Source organism: Pseudoalteromonas thalassia (genome assembly GCF_049257215.1).
GTDB classification, from domain to species: Bacteria; Pseudomonadota; Gammaproteobacteria; order Enterobacterales; family Alteromonadaceae; genus Pseudoalteromonas; species Pseudoalteromonas lipolytica_C.
Genome location: NZ_JBMMUE010000007.1, coordinates 98,532 through 124,070, shown reverse-complemented (window position 1 = coordinate 124,070; position 25,539 = coordinate 98,532). Strand labels below are relative to the sequence as shown.

At 41.9% G+C, this 25,539-nt stretch carries 18 protein-coding genes and 1 tRNA gene; 7 read left to right on the top strand and 12 right to left on the bottom strand.

Translation table 11 applies throughout. The features are described from left to right. Positions 1-46 precede the first annotated feature (46 nt). The 3 genes from AAEU31_RS10425 to AAEU31_RS10415 form a co-directional block, all read right to left on the bottom strand. Positions 47-2,218 (bottom strand): putative bifunctional diguanylate cyclase/phosphodiesterase, encoded by a 2,172-nt coding sequence (locus AAEU31_RS10425; RefSeq protein ID WP_421967170.1) that lies wholly within the window; start codon positions 2,216-2,218, stop codon positions 47-49. Between the two features lie 788 nt (positions 2,219-3,006). Next, positions 3,007-3,091, bottom strand: a tRNA-Leu gene (locus tag AAEU31_RS10420). Positions 3,092-3,267: 176 nt separating this feature from the next. Further along, positions 3,268-4,920, bottom strand: a complete 1,653-nt coding sequence (locus tag AAEU31_RS10415; protein WP_421967169.1) for an acyl-CoA dehydrogenase family protein — start codon at positions 4,918-4,920, stop codon at positions 3,268-3,270. 140 nt (positions 4,921-5,060) lie between these two features. On the opposite strand from AAEU31_RS10415, the gene AAEU31_RS10410 reads away from it, so the two are divergent. Beyond that, entirely contained in the window at positions 5,061-5,561 is a 501-nt protein-coding gene (locus AAEU31_RS10410; protein ID WP_199526116.1) for an RDD family protein, read from the top strand. Positions 5,562-5,627: 66 nt separating this feature from the next. On the opposite strand, the gene lptG is transcribed toward AAEU31_RS10410, so the two are convergent. Beyond that, entirely contained in the window at positions 5,628-6,695 is a 1,068-nt protein-coding gene (gene lptG / locus AAEU31_RS10405; protein ID WP_135923636.1) for an LPS export ABC transporter permease LptG, read from the bottom strand. After that, a complete protein-coding gene (gene lptF, locus AAEU31_RS10400) occupies positions 6,692-7,804 on the bottom strand; it encodes an LPS export ABC transporter permease LptF (protein WP_135923635.1) in 1,113 nt (370 codons plus the stop codon). Before lptF ends, lptG begins: the two co-directional genes overlap by 4 nt. A 322-nt stretch (positions 7,805-8,126) precedes the next feature. On the opposite strand from lptF, the gene pepA reads away from it, so the two are divergent. The 3 genes from pepA (at position 8,127) to AAEU31_RS10385 (ending at position 13,081) form a co-directional block, all read left to right on the top strand. Then, a complete protein-coding gene (gene pepA / locus AAEU31_RS10395) occupies positions 8,127-9,641 on the top strand; it encodes a leucyl aminopeptidase (RefSeq protein WP_135923634.1) in 1,515 nt (504 codons plus the stop codon). Positions 9,642-9,755: 114 nt separating this feature from the next. Then, a complete protein-coding gene (locus tag AAEU31_RS10390) occupies positions 9,756-10,202 on the top strand; it encodes a DNA polymerase III subunit chi (protein ID WP_199526111.1) in 447 nt (148 codons plus the stop codon). Positions 10,203-10,225: 23 nt separating this feature from the next. After that, complete coding sequence (locus AAEU31_RS10385) at positions 10,226-13,081, top strand: valine--tRNA ligase (protein WP_135923632.1); 2,856 nt, start codon at positions 10,226-10,228, stop codon at positions 13,079-13,081. 109 nt (positions 13,082-13,190) lie between these two features. Here the strand turns inward: AAEU31_RS10385 and AAEU31_RS10380 are convergent, their stop codons facing one another. Further along, on the bottom strand, positions 13,191-14,468 hold the full coding sequence (locus AAEU31_RS10380) for an outer membrane protein transport protein (RefSeq protein ID WP_199526107.1): 1,278 nt from the start codon (positions 14,466-14,468) through the stop codon (positions 13,191-13,193). Between the two features lie 336 nt (positions 14,469-14,804). Here AAEU31_RS10380 and AAEU31_RS10375 point away from each other — a divergent pair, with 336 nt between their 5' ends. Next, the gene (locus tag AAEU31_RS10375) at positions 14,805-15,128 is read left to right on the top strand and encodes a hypothetical protein (protein WP_135923630.1); all 324 of its coding nucleotides are present in this window, start codon (positions 14,805-14,807) and stop codon (positions 15,126-15,128) included. On the opposite strand, the gene AAEU31_RS10370 is transcribed toward AAEU31_RS10375, so the two are convergent. From AAEU31_RS10370 to AAEU31_RS10360, 3 genes are all read right to left on the bottom strand, one after another. Further along, positions 15,088-16,305 carry a cyclic di-GMP phosphodiesterase gene (locus AAEU31_RS10370; protein ID WP_138557190.1) on the bottom strand — a complete coding sequence of 406 codons (1,218 nt, stop codon included), beginning with the start codon at positions 16,303-16,305 and terminating at the stop codon, positions 15,088-15,090. The two genes, AAEU31_RS10375 and AAEU31_RS10370, sit on opposite strands and share 41 nt — an antisense overlap. 225 nt (positions 16,306-16,530) lie before the next feature. After that, the gene (gene rraB, locus AAEU31_RS10365; protein ID WP_054552644.1) at positions 16,531-16,866 is read right to left on the bottom strand and encodes a ribonuclease E inhibitor RraB; all 336 of its coding nucleotides are present in this window, start codon (positions 16,864-16,866) and stop codon (positions 16,531-16,533) included. Beyond that, positions 16,866-17,579 carry a 1-acylglycerol-3-phosphate O-acyltransferase gene (locus AAEU31_RS10360; RefSeq protein ID WP_281546553.1) on the bottom strand — a complete coding sequence of 238 codons (714 nt, stop codon included), beginning with the start codon at positions 17,577-17,579 and terminating at the stop codon, positions 16,866-16,868. The genes rraB and AAEU31_RS10360 overlap by 1 nt, the downstream gene beginning before the upstream one ends. A 264-nt stretch (positions 17,580-17,843) precedes the next feature. On the opposite strand from AAEU31_RS10360, the gene AAEU31_RS10355 reads away from it, so the two are divergent. Further along, positions 17,844-18,581, top strand: a complete 738-nt coding sequence (locus AAEU31_RS10355) for a M66 family metalloprotease (RefSeq protein WP_421967168.1) — start codon at positions 17,844-17,846, stop codon at positions 18,579-18,581. Then, positions 18,569-20,152, top strand: coding sequence for a M66 family metalloprotease (locus AAEU31_RS10350; RefSeq protein WP_421967167.1), 1,584 nt, complete (start codon positions 18,569-18,571; stop codon positions 20,150-20,152). The genes AAEU31_RS10355 and AAEU31_RS10350 overlap by 13 nt, the downstream gene beginning before the upstream one ends. A gap of 36 nt (positions 20,153-20,188) precedes the next feature. Here the strand turns inward: AAEU31_RS10350 and parC are convergent, their stop codons facing one another. From parC to parE, 3 genes are read right to left on the bottom strand one after another with little or no spacing between them, the layout of a single operon-like run. After that, on the bottom strand, positions 20,189-22,486 hold the full coding sequence (gene parC / locus AAEU31_RS10345; protein WP_421967166.1) for a DNA topoisomerase IV subunit A: 2,298 nt from the start codon (positions 22,484-22,486) through the stop codon (positions 20,189-20,191). A 10-nt stretch (positions 22,487-22,496) separates the two neighbouring features. Further along, positions 22,497-23,597, bottom strand: a complete 1,101-nt coding sequence (locus tag AAEU31_RS10340) for a PQQ-dependent sugar dehydrogenase (protein ID WP_199526099.1) — start codon at positions 23,595-23,597, stop codon at positions 22,497-22,499. A gap of 34 nt (positions 23,598-23,631) precedes the next feature. Beyond that, the gene (gene parE / locus AAEU31_RS10335; RefSeq protein WP_135923625.1) at positions 23,632-25,521 is read right to left on the bottom strand and encodes a DNA topoisomerase IV subunit B; all 1,890 of its coding nucleotides are present in this window, start codon (positions 25,519-25,521) and stop codon (positions 23,632-23,634) included. Positions 25,522-25,539 lie beyond the last annotated feature (18 nt).

Here is a 25,539-nt window from a genome sequence, read left to right as displayed (position 1 = left end):
CACAAGCTTAGCTAACTGGTTGATATCAAAATCATACCGTAATTACCTACTGCTCTCGAGAAAATTGCGTTAAAAATGGGACTACATCATTTGCTGGCAATGGCTTAGAAAAGTAATAGCCTTGAATATAATCACAACCCGCTTCAGTTAGAACCGCTAGCTGCTCACGCTCTTCGACCCCTTCAGCAACAACTTTAATACCTAACACCCGACTCATTTGAATAATCGATTTAACCAGCGCTTCGTCACCTAAATCAACATGCACTTCATCAATAAATGACTTATCAAGCTTAAGTACATCAACCGGGAAGCGGCGCAAATAACTAAGAGACGAATAACCGGTACCAAAATCATCTAATGAAATTAAACACCCTGCTTGCTTCAACTGCTTTAATACATCGAGATGGTTTGTATTTTCTGGCGCTAGCACACTTTCAGTTAACTCAAATGAAATTTTTGATGGTTTAACACCCTGTTTTTTAATGATTTCAAGCCATGTATTACGCTCAGGGTTAAACTCAGTAAACTCAAATAAAGAGCGATTCACGTTAAAAACAAAGTTTTCATAACCTTCTGCTTCTAACGCTTTTATTTGCTGACAGGTTTTAATCAACACAAGTTCACCGAGAGGTATAATCACTCGAGACTCTTCAGCTAACGGAATAAACTCAACAGGTGATACCCATTGCCCTTGATTATTCCAACGCACCAAACTTTCGAATTTAGCAACCGTGTTATTTTCAACATCAATAATCGGCTGAAAATACACCTCTAACTCGTTATTTTTAACCGCTTGCGTTAATTGCTCAACTAATAGGTTATGCTTTTTAACCTTAATATCCATATCTTTACAGAAAAATAAGTACTCTTCTGCAACTTGCTTTGCATTTAATGTAGCCAGCTCTGCTTGTCTTATTAAACGACGAGCAATTTTTTCTATTTTATGTTGCGATGTTGTATCACTGGTTTGTTCTAATCTGCTAATACCCAATGTAACTGATATTTGTTGATTGATACCACCAATTGAAAAAGGCTCAAGCAATAACGTAGTAACCTGTTTACATACATGTTCAAGTTCACTCGTGTGCTGATAGGTCTGCAAAATAGCAAAACTATCGCCATCTATTCGCGAAAAAGCACATTCTTTAAAATGGCGTTCAACTCGCTCTGCTAACTTACATAAAACCCTATCACCAAATGTTAAGCCGTATACCGTGTTAATATCTTGGAACTTGTCGATATCAAAGTAAATTACAGCTAAATTGGTATCCGCATCGTCTTGATAAGACAGCGACGACACAAGCTGGCACAAGTACTCTTTAAAATAAAAGCGATTGGTTAAACCGGTGAGCTGGTCATGATTCGCATGAAAGTAGATTTTCTGTTCTGCTTCTTTCTTCTCAGTGATATCAAGAATAAACGCCACATAACAATCTTCACCATTATTTTGCATTTTGGTTATAGATAAAAATTGTGTATACAGCGTACCTTGTTTGGTCTTGTTAGTGATTTCACCAGACCACTTACCCTCAGTATTAATTTGGTGCCACATTGCTTTGTAAAAGTGAGGATCATATTTGTTTGAGCTTAAAATTTTTGGGTTTTGCCCTAAAACTTCATCCAACGAGTAGCCCGTCATTTTCGTAAATGCGGTATTCGCGTAGGTAATATGTACATTGTGGTCGCAAATAAAAATTGCTTCGTGGCTTTGTTCTATAAGTTGATTTGCAAAATCGAGTTTAGCAATAAAGCGGTCTTTCTCAATTTCACGTTGAATAAGGCCGGTAAATAATGAGAAAAACGACTCTATTTGCATCGCGTCGTTTATTTCATGCTGAAATAGCGCGACAAGAATAGTATCAGTTTTGCCAGACACGCTTTGTAGAGGTACTCCTACATAAGCTTCAACTCCCATGTCAACGAGCATCTGATCGTTTGGAAATAGCTGCTGAACACCAGCACTATAACTAGAAATACTGCCGCATTTTACATCGTTACAGGGGGTACAGCGGATATCGTAGCTGATGTTCTCAACAATTTCGTCATGCGCAGCCAAAGCGATGGTCGTCGCATGTAACGTTGACTCATCAACTTGAGCTAAAAAAACATAAGAGGCACCAAGTACTTCAGACAAGGAAAGGCATATTGCATTATAAAAGTTTTCACTTTTAAGATTAGATATACTTTCAACAATACGTTTTAAGTCGTATGTACCCACGCGATGCCACCCTACCGATTCAATGCACTAAGTGATTGACTTCACTTATACTTAGACCACAAATTGTATTATAAGATTGTTCTAAACACCATCGGACACTAGTCTAAAATGGTGACATTGCGAGCAAAAAAGCACACATTTTTCGGGGTTATTTAATAATTAAGCATAGTTCGAACTTGAGCGCTTATAAATAGAACAAAAGTTGCTTTAATAATGGCTGAATGGATACTTTATAACGAATTGCAAGCACTAGACAAAGTTCCCCAAAGGAATAGCTTTAGCCTTGATTGTTTTGTGTATGGTTAGGTATTGCTTGGTTAGGCACTAAAGTACCTTTACGAACAGGATTGCTGAAGATAGCTTGCCCCGCGTGGCGCTCAAGTCCCCTAACTACTTTTCAGGCATAAAAAAACCCTAACCAATTGGCTAGGGTTCAAAAGTGGTACCAGTAGACGGACTTTTACTTACTCCAGTGCCACGCCCCGCGTGGCGCTCAAGTCCGATAAAGACTTTTCAGGCATAAAAAAACCTAACCAATTGGCTAGGGTTAAAAAGTGGTACCAGTAGGCGGACTTTTACTTACTCCAGTGCCACGCTCCGCGTGGCGCTCAAGTCCGCTAACTACTTTTCAGGTATAAAAAAACCCCAGCAAAACTGCTGGGGTCATAAAAGTGGTACCAGTAGGCGGACTTTTACTTACTCCAGTGCCACGCCCCGCGTGGCGCTCAAGTCCGCTAACTACTTTTCAGGCATAAAAAAACCCTAACCAATTGGCTAGGGTTCAAAAGTGGTACCAGTAGGCGGACTTGAACCGCCACGCCCGAAGGCAACGGATTTTGAATCCGTCATGTCTACCAATTCCATCATACTGGCTTCATTTTTCTTTAACCTTCTAAACACGAGAAGATAAAGAAAAACCACTTTAGAGCAAAAACTTTTTAAACTGCTTTTGTCTCTATGCCAAGCATTATACAAAGAATGGGTAAGGCAGCAAGCCTTTTGTGCGCAGCGGCTACTCAACCGGACAATTATTAAACAAGTTGTTAACTTTAGAGTTTTGGCATCATTCTCGAAACAATCACCTGACAATCAATATCACAACTAAGGCAACCATATTGACTAAACCCCACACCGGTTAAACGGCTTTTCACAAACGCATCTGCTATAAGCGGTTCGCCAAATTGCAATAGCGTTGCTGCTTGCCAAAGCTGTGCCAGCCTTTCAATTATGCGCCGAGCATGCATTTCGAAGTTTGCGGTATCTGTGAGCATTTCTTTAAGTTCATCGAGTTTTATCGCAAAATCAGGGTGCAAACTGCGCGCTTTTTCTAGCTCATTGATAAGCACCTCAAGTGATTCAGGTTCACGGCTAAACACGCGCAAAAGATCAAGGCACTGCACATTACCAGAGCCTTCCCAAATTGAGTTAACCGGTGCTTCTTTATAAAGTCGGCTGGTAATGTTGTCTTGAACATAACCCACACCACCAATACATTCCATAGCCTCATAAGTGTGCTGCACTGCCCGCTTACAAATCCAATATTTACCGATTGCCGTGGCACTGCGTATCAATGCCACTTCATTGCTATCATCTTGATTATCAAGGGCATGGGCAATACGCATTGAAATCGCAAGTGCAGCTTCTGCTTCAATAGCTAAATCAGCCAGCACATTGAGCATCAGTGGCTGTTGATGCAGATTTTTCCCAAATACACTGCGCCCAGCTGTATGCCATATTGCTTCTTTTACTGCTTGTAACATCAACGAACTTGAGCCTAGCATGCAGTCGTAACGAGTTAGAGCAACCATTTGAATAATTGTAGCAATACCTCTTCCTGGTTCTCCGAGTAACCAGCCATGCGCACCTCTAAATTCAATTTCAGAACTCGCATTTGATTGATTACCTAACTTATTTTTTAAGCGCTGAATATACATGGCATTTTTCTCGCCAGTTTCGAGCCAGCGAGGTACTAAAAAGCAAGATAATTGCTTGTCATCGGTATTAGCGAGCACTAAGAATGCATCACTCATGGGCGCTGAGCAAAACCATTTGTGGCCGGTTAAAGCATATAATTGCCCTGCACCACTCTCATTGATGGCGTCGGCTTTGGTGGTATTAGCTCGCACATCAGAGCCACCTTGTTTTTCGGTCATCGCCATACCTATGGTGACACCCTTTTTTTCGTACCAAGGTTTATTATCTGAATCGTAATGATTTGCCAATATTTTAGGTAGCCACATAGCCGCTACATTTTTTTGACTGGCTATTGCAGGCACACTAGCAAAGGTCATAGTTAATGGGCAGCCGGAGCCCGGATCAGCATGGTTGTGGAGCACCGCCATCGCTGCTCTTACAACATGACTACCAGCTTTTTTTTGTTGCCAAGGCAATGCGCAGTGCCCTTGCTCTATGGCATGCTGCATCAGCTGATGGTAACTTGGATGATAATCAACTTGGTCTATGCGCTCACCAAAGCGGCTGTGTGTATTTAGTTCTGGCAAGTGTTTATTTGCTAAGAACCCAGCACGCAATAATGTGCCGCCCACTTGCTCTCCAAACGCCGTTAAATGTGCAGCCCCCCACTGCCCTGCAAAACGGTTTTGCCAATACTGAAGCACGCTGTCAGCCTTATAGGCGTTGTAATTTTCAAGCGGTTTAGGTTGATTAAATACCTGATGGGTTTCACTTTGAGAAACAGCCATAGTTGTGTGCTCATTTTTATTATTTTCTTTACTATAGCAGGTCAGACCTGTTTGTCGACGCGCTAAAGCTTCGCTAAGTATTTCTTGTTTGCTAAGTACTTTGCTAAACTACTGCGCAATTTAATTGGATGAGATAGTTTATGTCAGCTGAGTTTCCACGTGCCGGTTTCTGGCGCCGTTTTGCCTCTTTAATTTACGATACCTTAGTTGTAATTGCTTTTGCGATGCTGACAACTGTACTGTATTTATTAGCTGTTCAAGGGCTAATTTCATTAGACGTACTTAGCATTGGCAACGCCGAAGATGTATCGGCATTCATTCAAAATTCTCCATTACTGTATGGGATTCGTAGTGCGTTATTGGTAGTAGTGAGTATTAGTTTTTTTAGCTATTTTTGGGCTAAAAGTGGCCAAACTATTGGTATGCGTGCATGGCGTTTGAAGGTGCAAACCCTCGATGGTCGCTTAATTAGTTGGCATCAAGGTGCAATCAGAGCGATTACTGCGCTATTAGGTTTAGGGAATCTAGTGGTGTTGGTTGATTTTAAAAATAAGCGCGCTTTGCAAGATTACATCGCAAAAACAGAAGTTATCACCTTAACCAAAGAAGAAAATAAACGTATTTATCGCTCTCTTGATTAAGCAACAAATCAAGCACAAAAAAAGCGTGGCTCAAAACCACGCTTTTTTTGTGTCTTAAAACGAGCATTACACCCGTTTATTCAATAAGTAAGTAGCAAAGCCAATAAATAAAACACTAGGCAATACAGCCCCTACCACGGCTGGAATTTGATACACCATAACCACAGGACCAAAAATCTCATTGGTTAGGTGAAAAGTGATACCTGTGATCACGCCCATAATGATGCGTGCGCCCATTGTCACGGTACGAAGTGGTCCAAATATGAATGATAATGCCACTAATAACATCACGGCTATCGATATAGGCTGCATAATCTTACGCCACAATGCTAATTCATAGGTGCTCGTATCTTGCTCATTCTGTTTCAAATAGCTTAAATAAGACCATAATCCAGTGAACGATAAAGCCTCAGGTTTTACAGATACAACCCCTAGCTTTTCGGCGGTAAGTTGGGAGCTGTAAAACTCTTCACCTTGTTGCTCGGTAGTGATCTGTTCAGGTGTAATCATTACCTTATTAACATCGCGAAGTAACCAGCCATCCTTGCGGTTGAGTGCTTCTTCAGCTTTCGTAATTTGTGTTAATTGCAGTGACTTATCAAAATGATACATGTGTACACCGCGAAGTATGCCTTGTTGATCAACATCTTCGATATTTATGAAGTTGTTACCATCTTTTGCCCACACCCCTTGTTTGGCATTAAAAACATCCCCGCCATAAATGGCTTGGTTACGGATATCTTTTGCCTTGAGCTGTGCTTCTGGTGCACCCCACTCACCTAGTGCCATCATACAAATAGCCATAAACATAGCGGTTTTCATTACTGAAACAATAATTTGCAGCCGTGACATCCCCGCCGCTTGCATGACTACCAGCTCACTGTTTGAGGCCAGCGCACCAAGTCCCGTTAAGCCACCAATTAGCGCAGCCATAGGAAAGAAAATAACTAAATCGCCTGGCATACTATACAGTGTGTAAATGAGGGCTGTTGCAATATCATAGCTACCACGACCAACCGATTTTAACTGCTCAATAAACTTTATTAGGGTGCTAATACCCACCAATACCATTAACGCAAAACCGGTTGTTTGAATTATGCTGCGACCTAAATACCAGTCGAGTGTTTTCATCATGCGCTTAACTCCCGCTTAGTCACTACTGCTTTTAACCACGCACCGAGCGGACGACCTTTAATAATCAAGAACCCACCAATAAACAAGGCTGATAAATGGATCCACCACAAACCAATTGAAGGCGGAATTTTGCCATCTTCAACAGCAAACTTAGCGGCATTCAGTAATATGAAATACCCTAAATATAAGCTGATTGCAGGCACTAATTTAGCAAATTTACCTTGGCGCGGATTTACCACACTTAAAGGCACTGCTAATAAAGTTAATAATGGAATTGAAAGCGGAATAGCTAAACGCCATTGCCACTGCGCAATTGCTTCAGTGGTTTTCATTTTAAACAGATCAAATGTTGGTACAGCTTCTAATTTACGGCGCTGATGCTCAATTTCTTGATCTTGGATTTGCACACTATAGCCATCGAATTCGGTTAAGTTAAGGGCAGCTGTTTCGCCATCGGTTTCGTAACGTTTACCGTCGTTTAAAACAAGTTGTTGCTCACCATTTTCTTGTTCAATCACCACCCCACGCTCAGCATATACTAAACGGGCTAAGTCACCTTTCTCTCGGTCTGGCAACTGGGCAACAAATACTTTGTGAAGCTCTTTGCCGCCATTTTCAATATTATGAATAAACACAACCGCTTTTTCGTTCCCGGTTTGTTGAAAACGTCCGGCACGTAAAGCCGACAAGCCAGCGTCAGCTTTAGCTTGCTCTTTTAATTGATATTCTTGCTCACTGGCCCATGGCGCGATATAGAGTGTAAGCGCCCCTGCTAATACGGCCATAGCAGTGCTTGAAATAAGTGTCACTCGAACCACGTACCACTCACTCACACCACACGCTCTGAAAACTGTCATTTCGCTGTCAGCATAAATGCGACTATACGCCAAGATAATACCCAAGAAGATACTTAAAGGCAGAATAAGTGAAGCAAGTTGAGGTAGTTTTAGTGCAATCATCGAAAGCACAAGCTTAGCAGGAAGCCCCCCTTCAGAGGCGTCTCCTAAAATAACAACAAACTTTTGAGACACGAAAATAGTCATCAAAGTTAAAAATACGGCGACCTGCGACTTTAAGACTTCAGTGGTCAAATAACGAAAAATTAGCAATGCTCGCCCCTGTTAAACATCGAGTTTCACTGGAATAGTAAGGAATTTTGAGTAAACTAGTTATTTTACTCACTTTATTATATGCCATCAAAGTTAAATATCATACCTAGCAAGAACATATAATCTTGCTTAAATGGTACAGATGGCCTCTATTATGTGATATTGATATTCACATTAAGATAAAGTTCAAAAACACATAAATAGAGTCACAGTTTATGTACTAACATTAGTGCTTATAAACTAAAAAATGTAAGAAACAGCTCAAAATGAATTTCTTACCCTTATTTTACGAAGGTATTTAGACTCAACATCAGGAGTAACAATGGAATTTAGCGTAAAAAGTGGTAGTCCAGAAAAACAACGTAGCGCATGTATTGTAGTTGGCGTTTATGAGCCACGTCGTTTATCGCCCATTGGTGAACAGCTAGATAAAATAAGTGACGGTTATATCTCAAACTTACTTCGCCGCGGTGATCTTGAAGGAAAACCTGGTCAAGTATTGTTATTACACCACGTTCCCAATGTACTGAGCGAGCGCGTACTGCTAGTTGGTTGTGGTAAAGAGCGTGAGCTTGATGACAAACAATACAAACAAATCATCTCAAAAACGATTAACACGCTAAACGAAACAGGTTCGATGGAAGCTGTGTGCTTTTTAACTGAGCAACATGTTAAAAGTCGTGACACCTACTGGAAAGTCCGCCAAGCAGTCGAAACGACACAAGACTGTTTATACACATTTAATCAGCTTAAAAGCAAAAAGAGCGATCCACGTCGCCCGCTTCGTAAAATTGTTTTCAACGTACCAACACGTCGCGAGCTAACGATTGGCGAAAGTGCAATTGAGCATGGTTTAGCCATCGCTGCGGGTAGTAAGTTATGTAAAGATGTTGCCAATATGCCACCAAACATCTGTAACCCTGCTTACTTAGGTGAGCAAGCGAAAGAGCTTGCAGAAAACTTTGATAACGTAACTGTTGAAATTATTGGCGAAGAAAAAATGGCTGAGCTGGGCATGAATTCATACCTAGCGGTTGGCCGTGGTAGTGCTAATGAGTCAGTAATGTCTGTGATCAACTATCAAGGTGGCGACAAAGATCAAGCGCCAATCGTCTTGGTTGGTAAAGGTTTGACCTTTGACTCAGGTGGTATTTCAATCAAGCCAGGCGAAGCCATGGATGAAATGAAGTACGACATGGGTGGTGCTGCAGGTGTTATTGGTGCTATGCGCGCCTTGGTACAAATGCAGTTACCTATTAATGTGGTTGGTGTACTTGCCGGATGTGAAAATATGCCAGGCTCGAACGCTTATCGACCGGGTGATATTTTAACAACCATGTCAGGTCAAACTGTTGAAGTGTTAAATACCGATGCAGAAGGCCGGTTAGTATTGTGTGATGCATTAACGTATGTTGAGCGTTTTGAACCAGATACTGTTGTCGACGTAGCGACACTAACTGGTGCGTGTATCATTGCGCTGGGCTCTCATGCTACGGGTTTACTCTCAAACCATAACCCACTTGCTCATGATTTACTTAAAGCGTCTGAGCAAAGTGGTGACCGCGCATGGCAATTGCCACTGTGGGATGACTACCAAGAGCAACTTGAAAGCCCATTTGCTGATTTCACCAACTTAGGTGGCCGTGCAGCAGGTACGATTACTGCAGCGTGCTTCTTGTCTAAATTTACCAAAAAATATAATTGGGCTCATTTAGATATTGCAGGCACAGCGTGGCGTAGTGGCGGTAAAAATAAAGGCGCTACAGGCCGTCCGGTCCCAATGCTGACACAATATTTACTTAACCGCGCAGGCGTAAACGAAGCCAATCACGACTAACAAGCTAAACATAGCTAAATAAGGCGCCAAATGGCGCCTTATTAATTGAAGCAATACGCGTTCTATGTCAAAATCCCTGCTTTGATCTGTGTATCTGTGGGGACGCCCGTCACAATGAGTATGAACGCACAATTTTACGTTCTAAAACAAGATGATAATGCCCAGCAATCAACTGACGCACGTTTCGATCTCGCGGCAAAAATTGCTGCTGATCAGTATCGTCTTGGTCATCGCGTATTTATTTACGCCGATAACACTGACATGGCCCACACAATCGACGACATCATTTGGTCATTTGAACCAGATAGTTTTGTACCACACAACCTACAAGGTGAAGGCCCTAAAGGTGGCGCACCGGTTGAAATTGGTATGACTCCGCCTGTCGGCAACAGAAAAATATTAATCAACTTAGCTGAACACCTGCCGGATTTTATTCGCCGTTTTCAGCAAGTTTTTGACTTTGTACCCATTGAGCCAAACGCTAAGCAAGCCGCCCGTGAGCGGTTTAAAAAGCTTCGCCAACTGGGCGCTCATATTGCAACGCAAGAAATTGACATTTAAGCATTTATTTAAGGTTCTGTGTAATGGATAAAACCTATAATCCGCAAGATATTGAACAGTCTTTATACCAAGACTGGGAAGAAAATGGCTACTTTAAACCGTCTGGCCAAGGTGACGCATACTCAATTATGATCCCGCCACCAAACGTCACGGGTAGCTTACACATGGGCCATGCGTTCCAAGATACCATCATGGATACGCTAACGCGTTTAAAGCGTATGCAAGGCAATAATACATTATGGCAAGTAGGTACTGACCACGCGGGTATCGCAACACAAATGCTTGTTGAGCGTAAGCTTGCTGCTGAAGAAGGTAAAACACGCCACGACCTAGGCCGTGATGCATTTATCGAAAAAATCTGGGAGTGGAAAAACCACTCTGGCGGCACTATCACTAAACAATTACGTCGTTTAGGTGCTTCTGTAGATTGGGACCGTGAGCGTTTCACTATGGACGAAGGTCTTTCTGAGGCGGTTAAAGAAGTATTCGTACGTCTTCACAAAGAAGATTTAATCTACCGTGGTAAGCGCCTAGTAAACTGGGACCCTAAACTACACACCGCTATTTCTGATCTTGAAGTTGAGAACAAAGACAAACAAGGTCACATGTGGAACTTACGTTACCCACTTGCTGATGGCGTAACAACACAAGATGGTAAAGACTATATCGTTGTTGCCACAACGCGTCCTGAAACAATGCTAGGTGATTCAGGTGTTGCGGTTAACCCTGATGATGAGCGTTACCAAGATCTGATCGGTAAAGAAATTTTACTACCTATCGTAAACCGTCGTATTCCAATTGTTGCCGATGAGCATGCAGACATGGAAAAAGGCACTGGTTGTGTAAAAATTACCCCTGCCCACGATTTTAACGATAACGAAGTGGGTAAACGTCACCAGCTTCCTATGATCAACATCTTCAATAAAGATGCTGCGATATTAAGCGAAGGCGAAAGCTACACATTCGACGGTAAAGAGCTTGAATTAGATGCGCCAATTCCTGAGCGCCTACACGGCCTTGACCGCTTTGATGCACGTAAAGCGATTGTGAGCGAATTTGAAGAACTTGGCCTACTAGAAAAAATTGAAGATCACAGCTTAACAGTCCCTTACGGTGACCGTTCTGGCGTAGTGATTGAGCCACTTCTTACTGACCAATGGTACGTGCGCGTAGCACCTCTTGCTGAACCAGCAAAAGAAGCGGTTAAAAATGGCGACATTAAATTTGTACCTCAGCAATACGAGAACATGTACTTCTCGTGGATGAACGACGTACAAGATTGGTGTATTTCACGTCAGCTTTGGTGGGGTCACCGCATCCCTGCTTGGTACGACAACGAAGGTAACGTATATGTTGGTCGTGACGAAGCTGAAGTACGCCGCGATAACAACCTTGCTGATGATGTTGCACTTAAGCAAGACGAAGACGTTTTAGATACCTGGTTCTCGTCTGCGCTTTGGACTTTCTCAACGCAAGGCTGGCCTGCAAACACTGATGATTTAAAAACTTTCCACCCGTCTGACGTGCTGGTAACAGGTTTCGACATCATCTTCTTCTGGGTTGCTCGTATGATCATGATGACCATGCACTTCATCAAAGATGAAGACGGCAAGCCACAAGTACCATTTAAAACCGTTTACGTAACAGGCCTTATCCGTGATGAAAACGGCGATAAGATGTCTAAATCGAAAGGTAACGTTCTTGATCCTATCGACATGATTGACGGTATCGACCTTGAAAGCCTAGTTGAAAAGCGCACTGGTAACATGATGCAACCACAACTAGCGAAGAAGATTGAGAAAAATACTCGCAAAACATTCGAAAACGGTATCGAAGCACACGGTACAGACGCGCTACGTTTCACCCTTGCAGCAATGGCTTCAACGGGCCGTGATATCAACTGGGATATGAACCGCCTAGAAGGTTACCGTAACTTCTGTAACAAACTATGGAACGCGAGCCGTTACGTATTAATGAATACAGAAGAGCAAGACTGTGGTTTCGCTACAGATGCTGAAAAACAGTACTCACTTGCTGATCGTTGGATTTTAGGCCAATTTGAAGCAACAGTTAAAACCTATACCGAGCATCTAGAAAACTACCGTTTTGACCTAGCTGCAAACACCATTTATGAGTTCACTTGGAACCAATTCTGTGACTGGTACCTAGAACTGACTAAACCAGTATTGTTTAAAGGTAACGAAGCACAGCAACGTGGTACTCGTCATACTTTGATCACGGTATTAGAAAGCCTACTACGCTTAATGCACCCGTTAATGCCTTACATCACAGAAACGATTTGGCAACGCGTGGCACCACTTGCAGGCATTGAAACTGCGGGCACTAGCATCATGGTTCAAGGTTTCCCTGTTTACAATGAAGCAAATGTTGATAGCCAAGCGATGGCTGACCTTGAGTGGGTTAAGCAATTCATTCTTGCTATTCGTAACATCCGTGGTGAGATGGATATCAGCCCAAGCAAGCCATTATCGGTATTGCTTGCTAATGCGTCTGACGAAGACAAGCGCCGCTTAACGGATAACGAAGCATTCTTAGCGTCTCTTGCTAAGCTTGAAGAGTTCACGCTTCTTGATAACAAAGACGATGCACCTGCATGTGCAACATCATATGTTGGCAACCTTGAGATCATGATCCCAATGGCTGGCCTAATCGATGTAGAAGCTGAATTAGCCCGTATCGCGAAGCAGCTTGAAAAAGCAGAAAAAGGCTTAGCACAGGTTCAAAACAAGTTAGCTAACGAGAAGTTCGTAAATAATGCACCAGAAGCTGTGCTTGCTAAAGAGCATGCTAAACTGGCTGAATTTACAGATGCGAAAGACAAACTATTAGCGCAAAAAGCGAAAATCGAAAGTCTATAACAGCATATATCAAGCGCGATTTATTCGCGCTTACAAAAAAGCCGCGCTATAACATTGTTATAGCGCGGCTTTTTAATGCTCTGTAGCGCAACTTTACATCGCGCCAGTATTAAAACGTGTAGTTATACTGAGCACCAACTAGTACTGCGTGACCTTTTGATTCATATTCCCATGAAACATTTTGGCCTAAAGAAGCTGCTAGGCTGTCTTTTTCAGAGAAGTTTTGTGTTTTACCACGAAGGATACTTACACCTAAGTCAACATTTGAGTTTTCGCTAAATGCGTAGTTACCACCAAACGAGAACCAGAAACGATCTGTATCAGGGATAGAGATTGATAAGTGTGATTTATCAGCTGGTGATTCGTCGTATGCAATACCTGCACGAAGTAATAATGCATCGCTGTACTGGTAGTCAGTACCGATAGAGTAACGCATTGAATCAGAGAAGTTCTCTTCTTTAGAGAATACAGGCGTTTCAAGGCTTGGTGTATATGCTTCTAATTTTTGGAAGCTGTCCCAACCTGTCCATAAGATGCTGTAGTGTACGCCTAGCTTCTTATCAACTTGATGTGAACCAGAAAACTCAGCAATTGCTGGTAGTGTTAGTTTTAACTCACCAGGTACTACAGTGCCCGCTAAACCGCCAACAGCAGCTGGAAGTTGGTTTGAGTACTCACCTTCAAAATCGATATCTGTTTCGCTGCGGTAGTTAAAACCAAAACGGCTATTCTCATCTAGTTGATACATTACACCAACGTTCCAACCAAAGCCGTAGTCGTCGCCTTCAAGGTGAGCGATTTGCGTGCTAGCTGGTAAACCAAATGGGTTAGTACCTGCATTACGAATCACTTTCGCATCAGCATAAACATAGTTTAAACCAAGACCTAGGCTGAACTGTTCGTTGATTTTGTATGAAGCGCTTGCATTCATATTTACAGTAACGATTTCAGTTTCACCTGCAATAGAGCCCGCAGCGTAGTCATCATTAAATTCAGTAGAAAGACCAAAGTTTGAGAAAGCACCAAAGCCTAGTGATACTTTGTCGTTTAATGGCATTGTGAAGTAGCCAGCAGGAATAAATGCAGATGGTGCGATGCTGTCATCATCAATAACATTCTCATCTAAACCATATGCCGCACCTTCTCCATTTAGACTTACGTCTGGAATTACAGCAATGCCTGCAACTGAAATTTGCTTGTCTTTGAATAAAGACATAAGTGCAGGGTTGCGAGCAACAACAGAGGCATCATCAGCTACGGCTGCTTCACCAGCGTATGCACGACCTAAACCTGATACGTTTTGCTCTGCTAATTGGAAGGCTGCAGCAAAGCTGTCAGCAGAAACAACAGCAAGTGATGCTGCAATTAGTGTTTTAGTGAACTTCATAAATCTGTGTCCTCTTGCAAACTTGTGCGTTAGCTAATCCAACATCGAGGGCAACCCATTAGTTAAGCATAAAAGATTAGCACTGTATGTTGGTATTAGATGTTTTATTCTAATGATTACAAACTTTCGAACATTACCTTAATTAAGATCAAAAAACTGTAATTTTTCGTTAGAAATAGGTAAAAAACCCGCATTTTAACAACAAGATAACAACTTATTAAAACTCATCAGATCTCTGGTTACAAACCTTGCAAACAACAATAGTTATCATTTGCATTGACATGTATTTGTTGTCCCTTTAGACTTAAATAAAGGTTTTTCAGTTAGGATCGGACCATGGAAATCGCACTTATTGTTGTTGCGCTGATGTTATGCGGTGTGAGTGTTCATTATTTTTGTAAAGCTAACTACTGTGCGTGTACTAAAGCAGGTGATTGCGATAACCCTGTGAATCACTTTTGGTTAAAAGCGATGTTTAGTGCGGTATTGTCACTCATGTTATGTTGCATCGCCTTGCATGTCGAAAAAGGGACGTTGTTGTGGTTGGTTTTAATGACGAGTTGTTTTAGTGGTGCATTTATATCAGCAAAACGCAGCGCTAGAAAACGCTGCGTTAAGTCTAAACAAGCAGATGCTCTTTTAACAAACGAGCCAAATTAAGCTGATAATCTAGCGGTTTTATACTTGCAACAATCTTAAGATCTTGCTCTTCATTCAAATTAACATCTTTCGCAGTAATGTGGTGCTTGTGTTTCGCGTTATAAAATATTTTAACTTTAGGCTTGATTGGATTTTGATGATTTCCTTCCATTACCAGCGCCAAACGCTCATTGTTTAACTTCACAATCGTGCCAACAGGATGTACACCTAAGCATTTAATAAAGCGTTGCACCAACTCTGAATCAAACATCTGTTTGTTAGCAAGTAAATAGCGCAGTGCCGAAATGGGTTCTTCACCCATTTGGTGAGGTCTGTCCGCCGTCATTGCATCATACACATCAACAATAGCCATAATGCGCGCTGGTCGACTTAACTTTTCTCCGGTGATGCCCCGAGGATAACCGCTGCCATCTAAACGTTCATGATGATTAACTATCATCTCTAACATTAAGGGCGTAATGCCTTTTTCACCTTTCACTAAACCTAAACTTTGTGCCACATGTTTTTTTACTACCTGCATTTCATTATTATTTAATGCGCTTGGCTTAGAAAGAACCCCCTGTGGCATCTTGGCTTGCCCAATATCATGCAGCAATGCACCCATTGCTAATTCTTTAATGGTTTTTTCTTTATAGCCTAAGTACTTGGCAAACACACTAACCAAAATGGCGGTGTTGATCATATGTCGCCAATTATAAATATGTTTATCTCTGAGCCGCGTTAAGATAGTCAACGCATTGTGATTACGAAATACCGAGCTGACTATATCAACGGCGATATCATCAAGTACCGACACATTCATTTTTAAACCCGAGGTAATATCAGAGTAGAAGCCTTGCAATTTTCGACTATGTTGTTCGTAATGCACACTGGCTTTTAGAAACTCTTGTTGAACAGTGATCCCTTGCGGTACTTCGTTAGCCGCAGGCTTTTGTTCTACTTTGGCTTTAGTAGTCTCAGGTTTTGGTTGATATTTTTTAGGAAGTGCAACATCACTTTGGGTGAAGTCGATAAGAAGCTCTTCAACACCTTCAGATATTAAGCGCTGAATAATAGTTTTATCGCGGACCAGGCCACGCGTCTTAATTTTTATGCTATTTATGTGCTCTTGCTGCTTACTGACACTGTCAACAAACATCCCTGGTACTAGTTCGGCAATGGGTAAAGTTATAAGCATAAACGCGCTTGGTGTATAAAAATATTGAGTTTTTAATTATCACCAATTAATCAAAAATGTCTATATATTATTCTTAGAATACGAAATAGGTATGGGTTAGAAAATTGAAAAGAGGAAAGTTAAAAAAGGGAAAGTTAGAAAGTAGCAACTCGCTAACTTTACTCTTTCCCCTAGAAGCTCACAAACTATTAAGTTTCAATCTGAGAGCTGACAGCTGATAGCTGTTTACTCCTGAAAGTAAGTGCCCCAGCCGTCGTATTCAACATCAGTTTGCTGAGCAAGCGCTTCTAGCTTGTCTACGTCTTCCATAATCGCTTCTACGTCAAGTTCACACTCAACAACCACATCAAAGCTCCACACTTTCTCGCCGTCTTCTAGCTCAAGTTCAGCAGGCTCTTCAACATCATAACCTAGTTTAAAAGCGGCTAAAGCTGCTTGCTCTAACTTTTCAAAATTTTCGCTAACAAAGTGGTGTTCCACTTCATAAAGTACTTCAGGATCTGAGCCATCTTCAAGTAATGAAGTTACGATGTCTTCAGTAATTTCGCGCCAATTTTCCATTATTTATTTCTCACTTGAGCATCTAATTCAGTTATTTTAGCAGCCATAACCTGATGAACATGGGATGCATGATCACGAGCAGATACGTCTTTATCAAGATAGATTGGCGCTAACATTTCGAGATAAATTGTACCATTATCCCAGCGATTTAGCTTAATAGTTTTATGTGTTGTACTCATACAAACAGGCACTACTGGCACATCGGCACTCATAGCAGTATGAAAAGCACCGGTTTTAAAAGGTAATAAACCTCGGCCATAGCTACGCGTCCCCTCAGGGAACATCCATACCGATAACCCTTTACGCTTAATTTTTTCGGCTGATTTAGAAATTGTACCAGCTGCTTTTGAGCGATTAGCTCGGTCAATTAATATATTGCCTGATAGCCAATAAAGCTGGCCAAAAAATGGGATCCACTTAAGGCTTTTTTTACCAAGGCTTACACAGTTCTCAGGCACCATCGCTGGCAAAGTAAATAAATCATAATTATTTTGATGGTTGGCTACATACACTGCAGGACCAATATTTTTAGGATCTTCGTGGTACTTAAGCTCAAGCTTTACACCCAATACTTTAGCAACTTTGCAAAACCACCCAGAGATAATGTGAACGTTATTGGCATGAAACGGCTTCACAATACATAAAAGCAAACCAACAAGGCAGCTTAAAACTATAAATAAAGCCATGAAAATAATGCGAAAAACAGCTAACAAACGAATTCTCCTCGTACTAATCAGCGCGCATTATACCGTGATTAATTGCATTTCCATAGTATTAAGCGAACACATGTAAGCTAAAAATTATTACAAAATCGCTTACCGGCATTACCATTACGGCTATCTGAAATAGCCAATTGCTAACCGTGTTCAGAGTTTTCTCTTGTTTATTTATGAAGCATCTTAAAAGGTGCTAGGCCTATGAATGATAGTATTTTCGATAGCATTATTCCTACTTATGACGCAATTGGTTGAACGTTTATGAAAAACACATCTTTATCTCTAGCTGTACTGTGCGCATTAACGCTAAGTAACTACAGTGTGGCAAATAACACAGATACTCACTACTTTAACCAAAATGCCCTTAATAGTGATACCGAAGGAAACTTTCCTGCAACCGTACTTTTTGCTCAAAATTCAATAACGCCTTCTCTGAATAAGATCGAAGACGATATTCAACCTCATTTAGTAGCGCAAAGAAAAACCATGCTGATGTTCAAGCCACATCAAGAATTAGCAAATGACTCTCAAATTATCTTAAGTGTGCTTGATAGCAACGATACCCTCGTGTATCAAACGTTTATGCGCTCGCCTGATGCCTTTACTAAACCCTTTGGTTATGATGATAATTCTGTTAACTATTCTGATAACACTTTTTCGAGCATTCTGCCGGCATCAGTTATTCAGCCGAACATTCACTTTGCGTTTGAGCTAGGCGATAAGTCAAGTAAACTAAATAACGTCAAAGTTGGTGCAAGCACAAGTCTTATAATTAATACTATTGATGTAGGCTTACTTACTCCTTATCGAGACAAGTTCACTTTTCAACACGATGCTGATTTACATCGCCAGTACTTTCAGCAAGTCCCTATTACTAAGCTATCTGTAAATAATTTTGAACCGCTGCATTTAACCGAAGTGATGATGCCTGACGGCCGCCTGTTGACTGACTCAGATCCAAGTAAAGGGGGGTTTACTCTGGCGATATGCGCCATTTAATTGCTAAAAACCTGCTGTCGCATGGTATCAATAATGCTAACTATGGTATCAATGCGTCTGGTATCGGAGGCCCAACAGCACACCCGTATAGTGCAGCACAAGTAACCGCCCATAATGCTATTGGTAAGTACGATAATGGTATCTTTGTTCACGGTTTATCAGGTGGTGCGGGCATGGTGACACTGTATAAATCTGTTGGTAATGAATTTAGTCACGAGTTAGGACATAACTTCGGTTTAGGCCATTACCCTGGCGGCGAACATGGAGTATTGAATCGCCCCGCCGATGAACGTAATTCAACTTGGGGTTGGGATGGCGACTTAGATAAATTTATACCAAACTTTTCACCTAAGTTATCGTATAAAGACCGCTGCTATAAACAGACCTGTATTGCTGCATTTAATGGTCATCAATATGGCACAGGCTCTATGTCTGGTGGTGGGCCAATGTACAGCGAGTACAACAAATACACGCTACATACTCCATACGAGTTGCAACATATACAACGCTTTTTAGAAAACAAAGCACATTTTGATAGCAGCAGCAAAACTGGGTTTAGTAAATGGGATCCGCTGACTCAATCAATGCAACCTTGGAACAATACAGTCTTAGATACCAATACACTGCGCTTGGTTAATCGCACTCCTTATAAGCAAAATGTTCCAATCACAACTATTATCGGTTTTTACGATCCTGAACAACAGCTACAAAGCTTTATTTACCCTGCACTTCACGGTGCTTCAGGCGCCGTCTATAAAGATAGCTTCTCTTCATCAAGCTGTACGTTAATTGTCAAAACCCAAAAAGCAGGGAATAAAACCTTCAACCTACCTGCAACACGATTAACAACAGGTAAAATGAATAAGATCCACATCAATCTAGAGGCAGCTTCAGTACCAACTAGCGCTTCTGTGTACTGCGACTCAAACCTACTGGTATGGCAAGAGCTAGAACCTGCAAAACAAAACTTACCAGCCTCAGTTATCACTACTCAAGAGAAGCCAAAAGCCTGTATTGTAAACATAGAAACAAACGAAGAGTTTTGTCTACAGGATGGACAAAAAGCAAGCTCTCTTCCCGCTTTTGTAAGTCGAAAGCCTGTTTATGTGAGAGCACCACAAGGTTTACAGGTTATGTTATCTGACTATGGAAACTTATCTTATAACCGCATTGCGACTTTTAATGGCACCGTTGAAAATAACAAACTAAAAAATGTTTTAGCAAAAAATGGACAATATTTAGATTTCTCTAAGCCGCGCTCTATGCGCGTATTTAGCTCTGAGGAGCCTTTAGGTTGCATTGTAAGCTTGCTAGATCAAAGTGAATACTGCTTAAAAGCAAATGAACGCTCAAACTACAGGCTACCTGCTTATATCAATAAACATCCTGTATACGTTAAAGCAACGCCAGGAGTAGCAGTGACTCTTTCTGATTGGCCGAATCTATCTTATCGCCATACAGCTACGTTCACTGAAAATACCAGCCATCAAGATTTGCAAAATGTAAAAGCCGATAACGGTCAATACCTTAACTTTTCTAGGCCGGCTTCAATGAGAGTCGTTGCAAACTAAAGCAACAAAAAGGCCTGCAATTGCAGGCCTTGTATTTTACTCTATTACTTCACTTGGCGACTCATCATTATCATCAGTCTGAGTCATCTCAACCACAGCTTCATCAACCCGCTGCAGACCGCGTGGTAATTTGTTACCTCGTCTACCCCGTTCACCATGATAATGCTCAAGATCAGACGGTTTAAGTGTCAGTTTTCGTTTACCTGCATGCAGGGTTACGCTACTGCCCTCTGGCACCACAGCAAGTACTTTTACAAACTCTTCACGAGCTTGTACTTTCGCACTTGGAATAGAAATAATCTTATTCCCTTTACCTTTACTTAACTTAGGTAAGTCACGCAGTGGGAATAACAACATTCGGCCTTCGTTAGAAATTGCCATACAGTAGTCTGTCGCTACATCAGTCACTCTAATTGGCGCGAGTAATTCACCGCCTTTAGGAACACTAACAAGCGCTTTACCGTTTTTGTTCTTACTCACTAAATCTTTAAAGTCGCTAATAAAGCCATAACCTGCATCTGAAGCCATTAACAACACTTGGTTGTCTTCAGCCATCACCACATGCTCAAAGTTGGCACCAGAACTTAGGTTAAAGCGCCCTGTCATTGGTTCACCTTGACTACGAGCTGAAGGTAAACTGTGCGCATCGGTAGCAAAAGCGCGACCACTTGAGTCTAAGAACACTGCTGGCTGATTACTCTTACCTCGCGCCGAGGCTTTATAGCTGTCGCCAGACTTATAACTTAGCCCTTCAACATCTAAATCATGGCCTTTACCAACACGTGCCCAGCCTTTTTCAGATAGCACAACTGTAACTGACTCAGAAGGAATAAGATCTTTTTCGCTTAGTGCTTTTGCTTCTACACGTTCAACGACTGGTGAGCGGCGATCATCACCGTACATTTCAGCGGCTTCTTGGATTTCTTTTTTCATCAACGTCGACATACGACGCTCAGAACCCAAAATTTGCTCTAACTTGTCACGTTCAAGCGCAAGCTCATCTTGCTCACCTTTAATCTTAAATTCTTCAAGTTTTGCTAAATGACGTAGTTTTAATTCTAAAATTGCTTCGGCTTGAATATCGGTAATACCAAAGCGCTCCATTAATACGGGCTTTGGTTTATCTTCAGTACGAATAATTTCGATAACTTCGTCGATATTTAAAAAGGCAGTTAATAAACCTTCTAAAATATGCAAGCGTGCTAACACTTTATCTAGGCGGTATTGTAAACGGCGACGAACTGTTTCACGGCGGAACGTTAACCACTCAGTTAAGATACTACGTAAGTCTTTAACTTGCGGACGACCATCAAGGCCAAGCATGTTTAAGTTTACGCGGTAGTTCTTTTCTAAATCGGTGGTTGCAAACAGGTGTGCCATTAATGGCTCAGCCTTGATGCGGTTCGAACGCGGTACAATCACGATACGAGTTGGATTTTCGTGATCTGATTCGTCACGTAAATCGGCAACCATCGGTAACTTTTTAGCGTTCATTTGTGCAGCAATTTGCTCAAGTACTTTTGCACCTGAACACTGATGAGGTAGCGCTGTAATTACAATATCACCGTGCTCTTCAGTGTAAATTGCACGCATCTTGATAGAGCCACGTCCGGTTTGATAAATCTTACGAATATCATCTTTCGGAGTGATTATCTCAGCTTCTGTTGGATAGTCAGGGGCATGCACTAACTCAAGCAGCTCTTCGATTTCAGCTTTTGGTTTATCAAGCAGTAAACAACAGGCACTGGCTACTTCACGCACGTTGTGTGGTGGAATATCCGTTGCCATACCTACCGCGATACCAGTCACACCATTGAGCAAAATGTGCGGTAAGCGCGCTGGCAATACCATTGGCTCATCCAGTGTGCCATCAAAGTTTGCGGTCCAATCAACAGTACCTTGGCCGAGCTCTTTTAATAAAACTTCAGAGAACTTAGATAAACGCGCTTCGGTATAACGCATCGCCGCAAATGACTTAGGATCGTCCGCGGCACCCCAGTTACCTTGGCCGTCCACCAGCGGGTAACGGTAAGAAAACGGCTGAGCCATCAACACCATGGCTTCATAACAAGCACTATCACCATGGGGATGGTATTTACCAAGTACATCACCAACAGTACGCGCAGATTTTTTATACTTAGCTTGCGCCGATAACCCAAGCTCGCTCATTGCATAAATGATACGACGCTGTACAGGCTTTAGACCATCACCCACATGCGGTAAGGCGCGGTCCATAATGACGTACATTGAGTAGTTTAAGTAGGCGTCTTCAGTAAAACGCCCCATTGTTTGTTGTTCTATGCCCTGCATCAGCAAGGTATCAGTATCACTCATTAACGCTTACCTATTTTTTCTTTGCGCTAACACGATAAATCACGTTAGCAAAGTCGTCTGAGATCAATAAGCTGCCATCTGCAAGTTCTGCAAAGGCAACTGGGCGACCAAATGTTTCTTCATTTTGCATAAACCCTGTAACGAACGGAGTGTATTGAGTAATACGACCTTGTTCAACGTTCGCTAACATCACTCTGTAACCCGATTTTTTACTGCGGTTCCAAGAGCCATGCTCAGCAACAAATAGTTGCTCCTTGTATTTCGCAGGGAACTGTTTGCCGTTATAAAAATGAATACCAAGAGGTGCTACGTGCGCACCAAGTGCAAGCGCAGGTGACTTGTAATCAGCAATGCTCTTACCTTGACCAAACTCAGGGTCTAAAATGGCACCTGCATGCACATAAGGGAAACCATAATGTGCCCCTTCTTCACCTTCACCTACACGGTTGATTTCGCAAGGAGGCATATCATCGCCCATCATGTCACGGCCATTATCACTAAACCAAAATGCATTGGTAGTTGGGTGATAATCAAAACCAACTGAGTTACGAACACCTTTGGCGATTGTTTTAATTTCTTTTGTATCTACATCTAACGAAAAGATACGACCATATTTGTCGTCTTCCGCACAAATGTTACATGGCACACCCACAGGCACAATTAGCTCACCGGTTGGCGCAAAGCTAATGAACTTCCAGCCATGATGACGATCGGTTGGGAATTTATCGTAAACGACTTCAAATTTAGGGTCTTTTAGGTTTTTATCGATATCTTTAAAACGGATGATACGCGACACTTCTGCCACATATAAATCACCATCTTTAACAGCTAATCCCGAAGGCATTTCAAGGCCTGTGGCGATAACCATTTTTCTATCGGCAACGCCATCACTATTATGATCTATTAATGCATATACATTGCCCGCTTTTCGTGAACCAGCATACACAATGCCTCTTTTTGACACGGCAATCTGACGCGCATTTTCAACGTCATCAGCAAACAAGCTGATAGTAAATCCATCAGCTACAGTGAGTTTATCAAGAATATCTTTGGCCATTACCGGCGCTGACAACAAGCTCAGCGATAATAATGAGGTCAGTATTTTTTTCATTTTTCTTGCCCTTTCATTCGTTCAACTACCTTAACTAAACTTGTGCGCGGTTACCGTGATCTTCTAACCACTGGCGACGGTCTGATGAACGTTTCTTTGCAAGTAACATATCCATCATCTCCATCGTTTGCTCCTCTTCGTCCAGCGTTAATTGCACTAGACGACGCGTATTTGGATCCATAGTGGTTTCACGTAATTGTAGTGGGTTCATTTCACCCAACCCTTTAAAGCGTTGAACATTGACCTTACCACGTTTCTTCTCGGCCTCAATGCGCGCTAAAATGCCGTTCTTTTCATCTTCATCAAGGGCATAGTACACCTCTTTACCAATGTCGATACGGAATAATGGCGGCATTGCTACATACACGTGACCTTCTTTAATAAGTGCAGGGAAATGACGCACGAACAAAGCACACAATAGAGTCGCAATGTGTAATCCATCCGAGTCAGCATCGGCCAAGATACAAATTTTGTTATAACGCAAACCAGATAAATCACTCGAATCTGGGTCTATACCTAGTGCCACAGAGATATCATGCACCTCTTGCGACGCTAAAATCTGACCCGACTCCACTTCCCAGGTATTTAAGATTTTACCGCGCAGTGGCATGATTGCTTGGAATTCACGGTCACGCGCTTGTTTTGCTGAACCACCCGCAGAGTCCCCCTCTACTAAAAACAGTTCAGTGCGGTCATTATCTTGCGCGCTACAATCGGTTAATTTACCTGGTAATGCAGGGCCTGAAGTAATGCGCTTACGCACAACTTTTTTGGCGGCACGTAAACGGCGCTGTGCATTTGAGATACATAGCTCAGCTAATAATTCTGCCGTTTCTGTGTGCTCGTTTAGCCATAAGCTGAATGAATCTTTTACTACACCAGAGACAAACGCTGCACATGAACGTGAAGATAGCTTTTCTTTGGTTTGACCAGCGAACTGTGGGTCTTGCATTTTTACCGACAACACATAGCTACAGCGCTCCCAGATATCATCTGGCGTTAGCTTTACGCCACGCGGTAATAGATTTCTGAATTCACAGAATTCACGCATTGCTTCAAGTAAGCCTTGGCGTAAGCCATTGACGTGTGTACCGCCTTGGGCAGTAGGGATTAAGTTTACATAACTTTCAGCGATTGACTCACCGCCTTCAGGTAACCAAACCACAGCCCAATCAGCGCCTTCTGTAGAGCTAGAAAATTCACCTATAAATGGGTCTTTTGGCAGTACTTCAAACCCTTTAACAGCTTCATTTAAGTAATCTTTTAAACCTGTTTCGTAATACCACTCTTGGCTTTCTTTGGTTTGCTTATTGGTAAACTTAATACGCAGGCCTGGGCATAATACTGCTTTGGCTTTTAGCAAATGATTAAGCTTAGTAATAGAGAAGTTAGCTGAGTCAAAATAGCTGGCATCAGGCCAAAAACGCACAGTTGTACCTGTATTACGCTTACCCACAGTACCAATGACGTTAAGGTCTTCAACCTTGTCACCGTTCTCAAAAGCCATACGAAATTGCTGTGCATCACGGCGCACGGTTACTTCAACACGAGTCGATAGCGCATTTACAACCGAAATACCTACCCCGTGTAAACCACCCGAAAACTGATAGTTTTTATTTGAGAACTTACCACCGGCATGTAGCTTGGTAAAAATAAGTTCCACACCCGGAATACCTTCTTCTGGGTGAATATCAATTGGCATACCACGGCCATCATCAATAACTTCAAGTGAGTTATCTTCATGAAGAATAACATCAATTTTTGTTGCATGACCTGCCATTGCTTCGTCGACACTGTTATCGATAACCTCTTGACCTAAGTGGTTAGGACGAACCGTGTCGGTATACATACCTGGGCGGCGTTTTACGGGCTCTAACCCGTTTAAGACTTCAATTGCTTCGGCGTTATAATTTTGCTGACTCATAGTTTTTATATCTTTTAT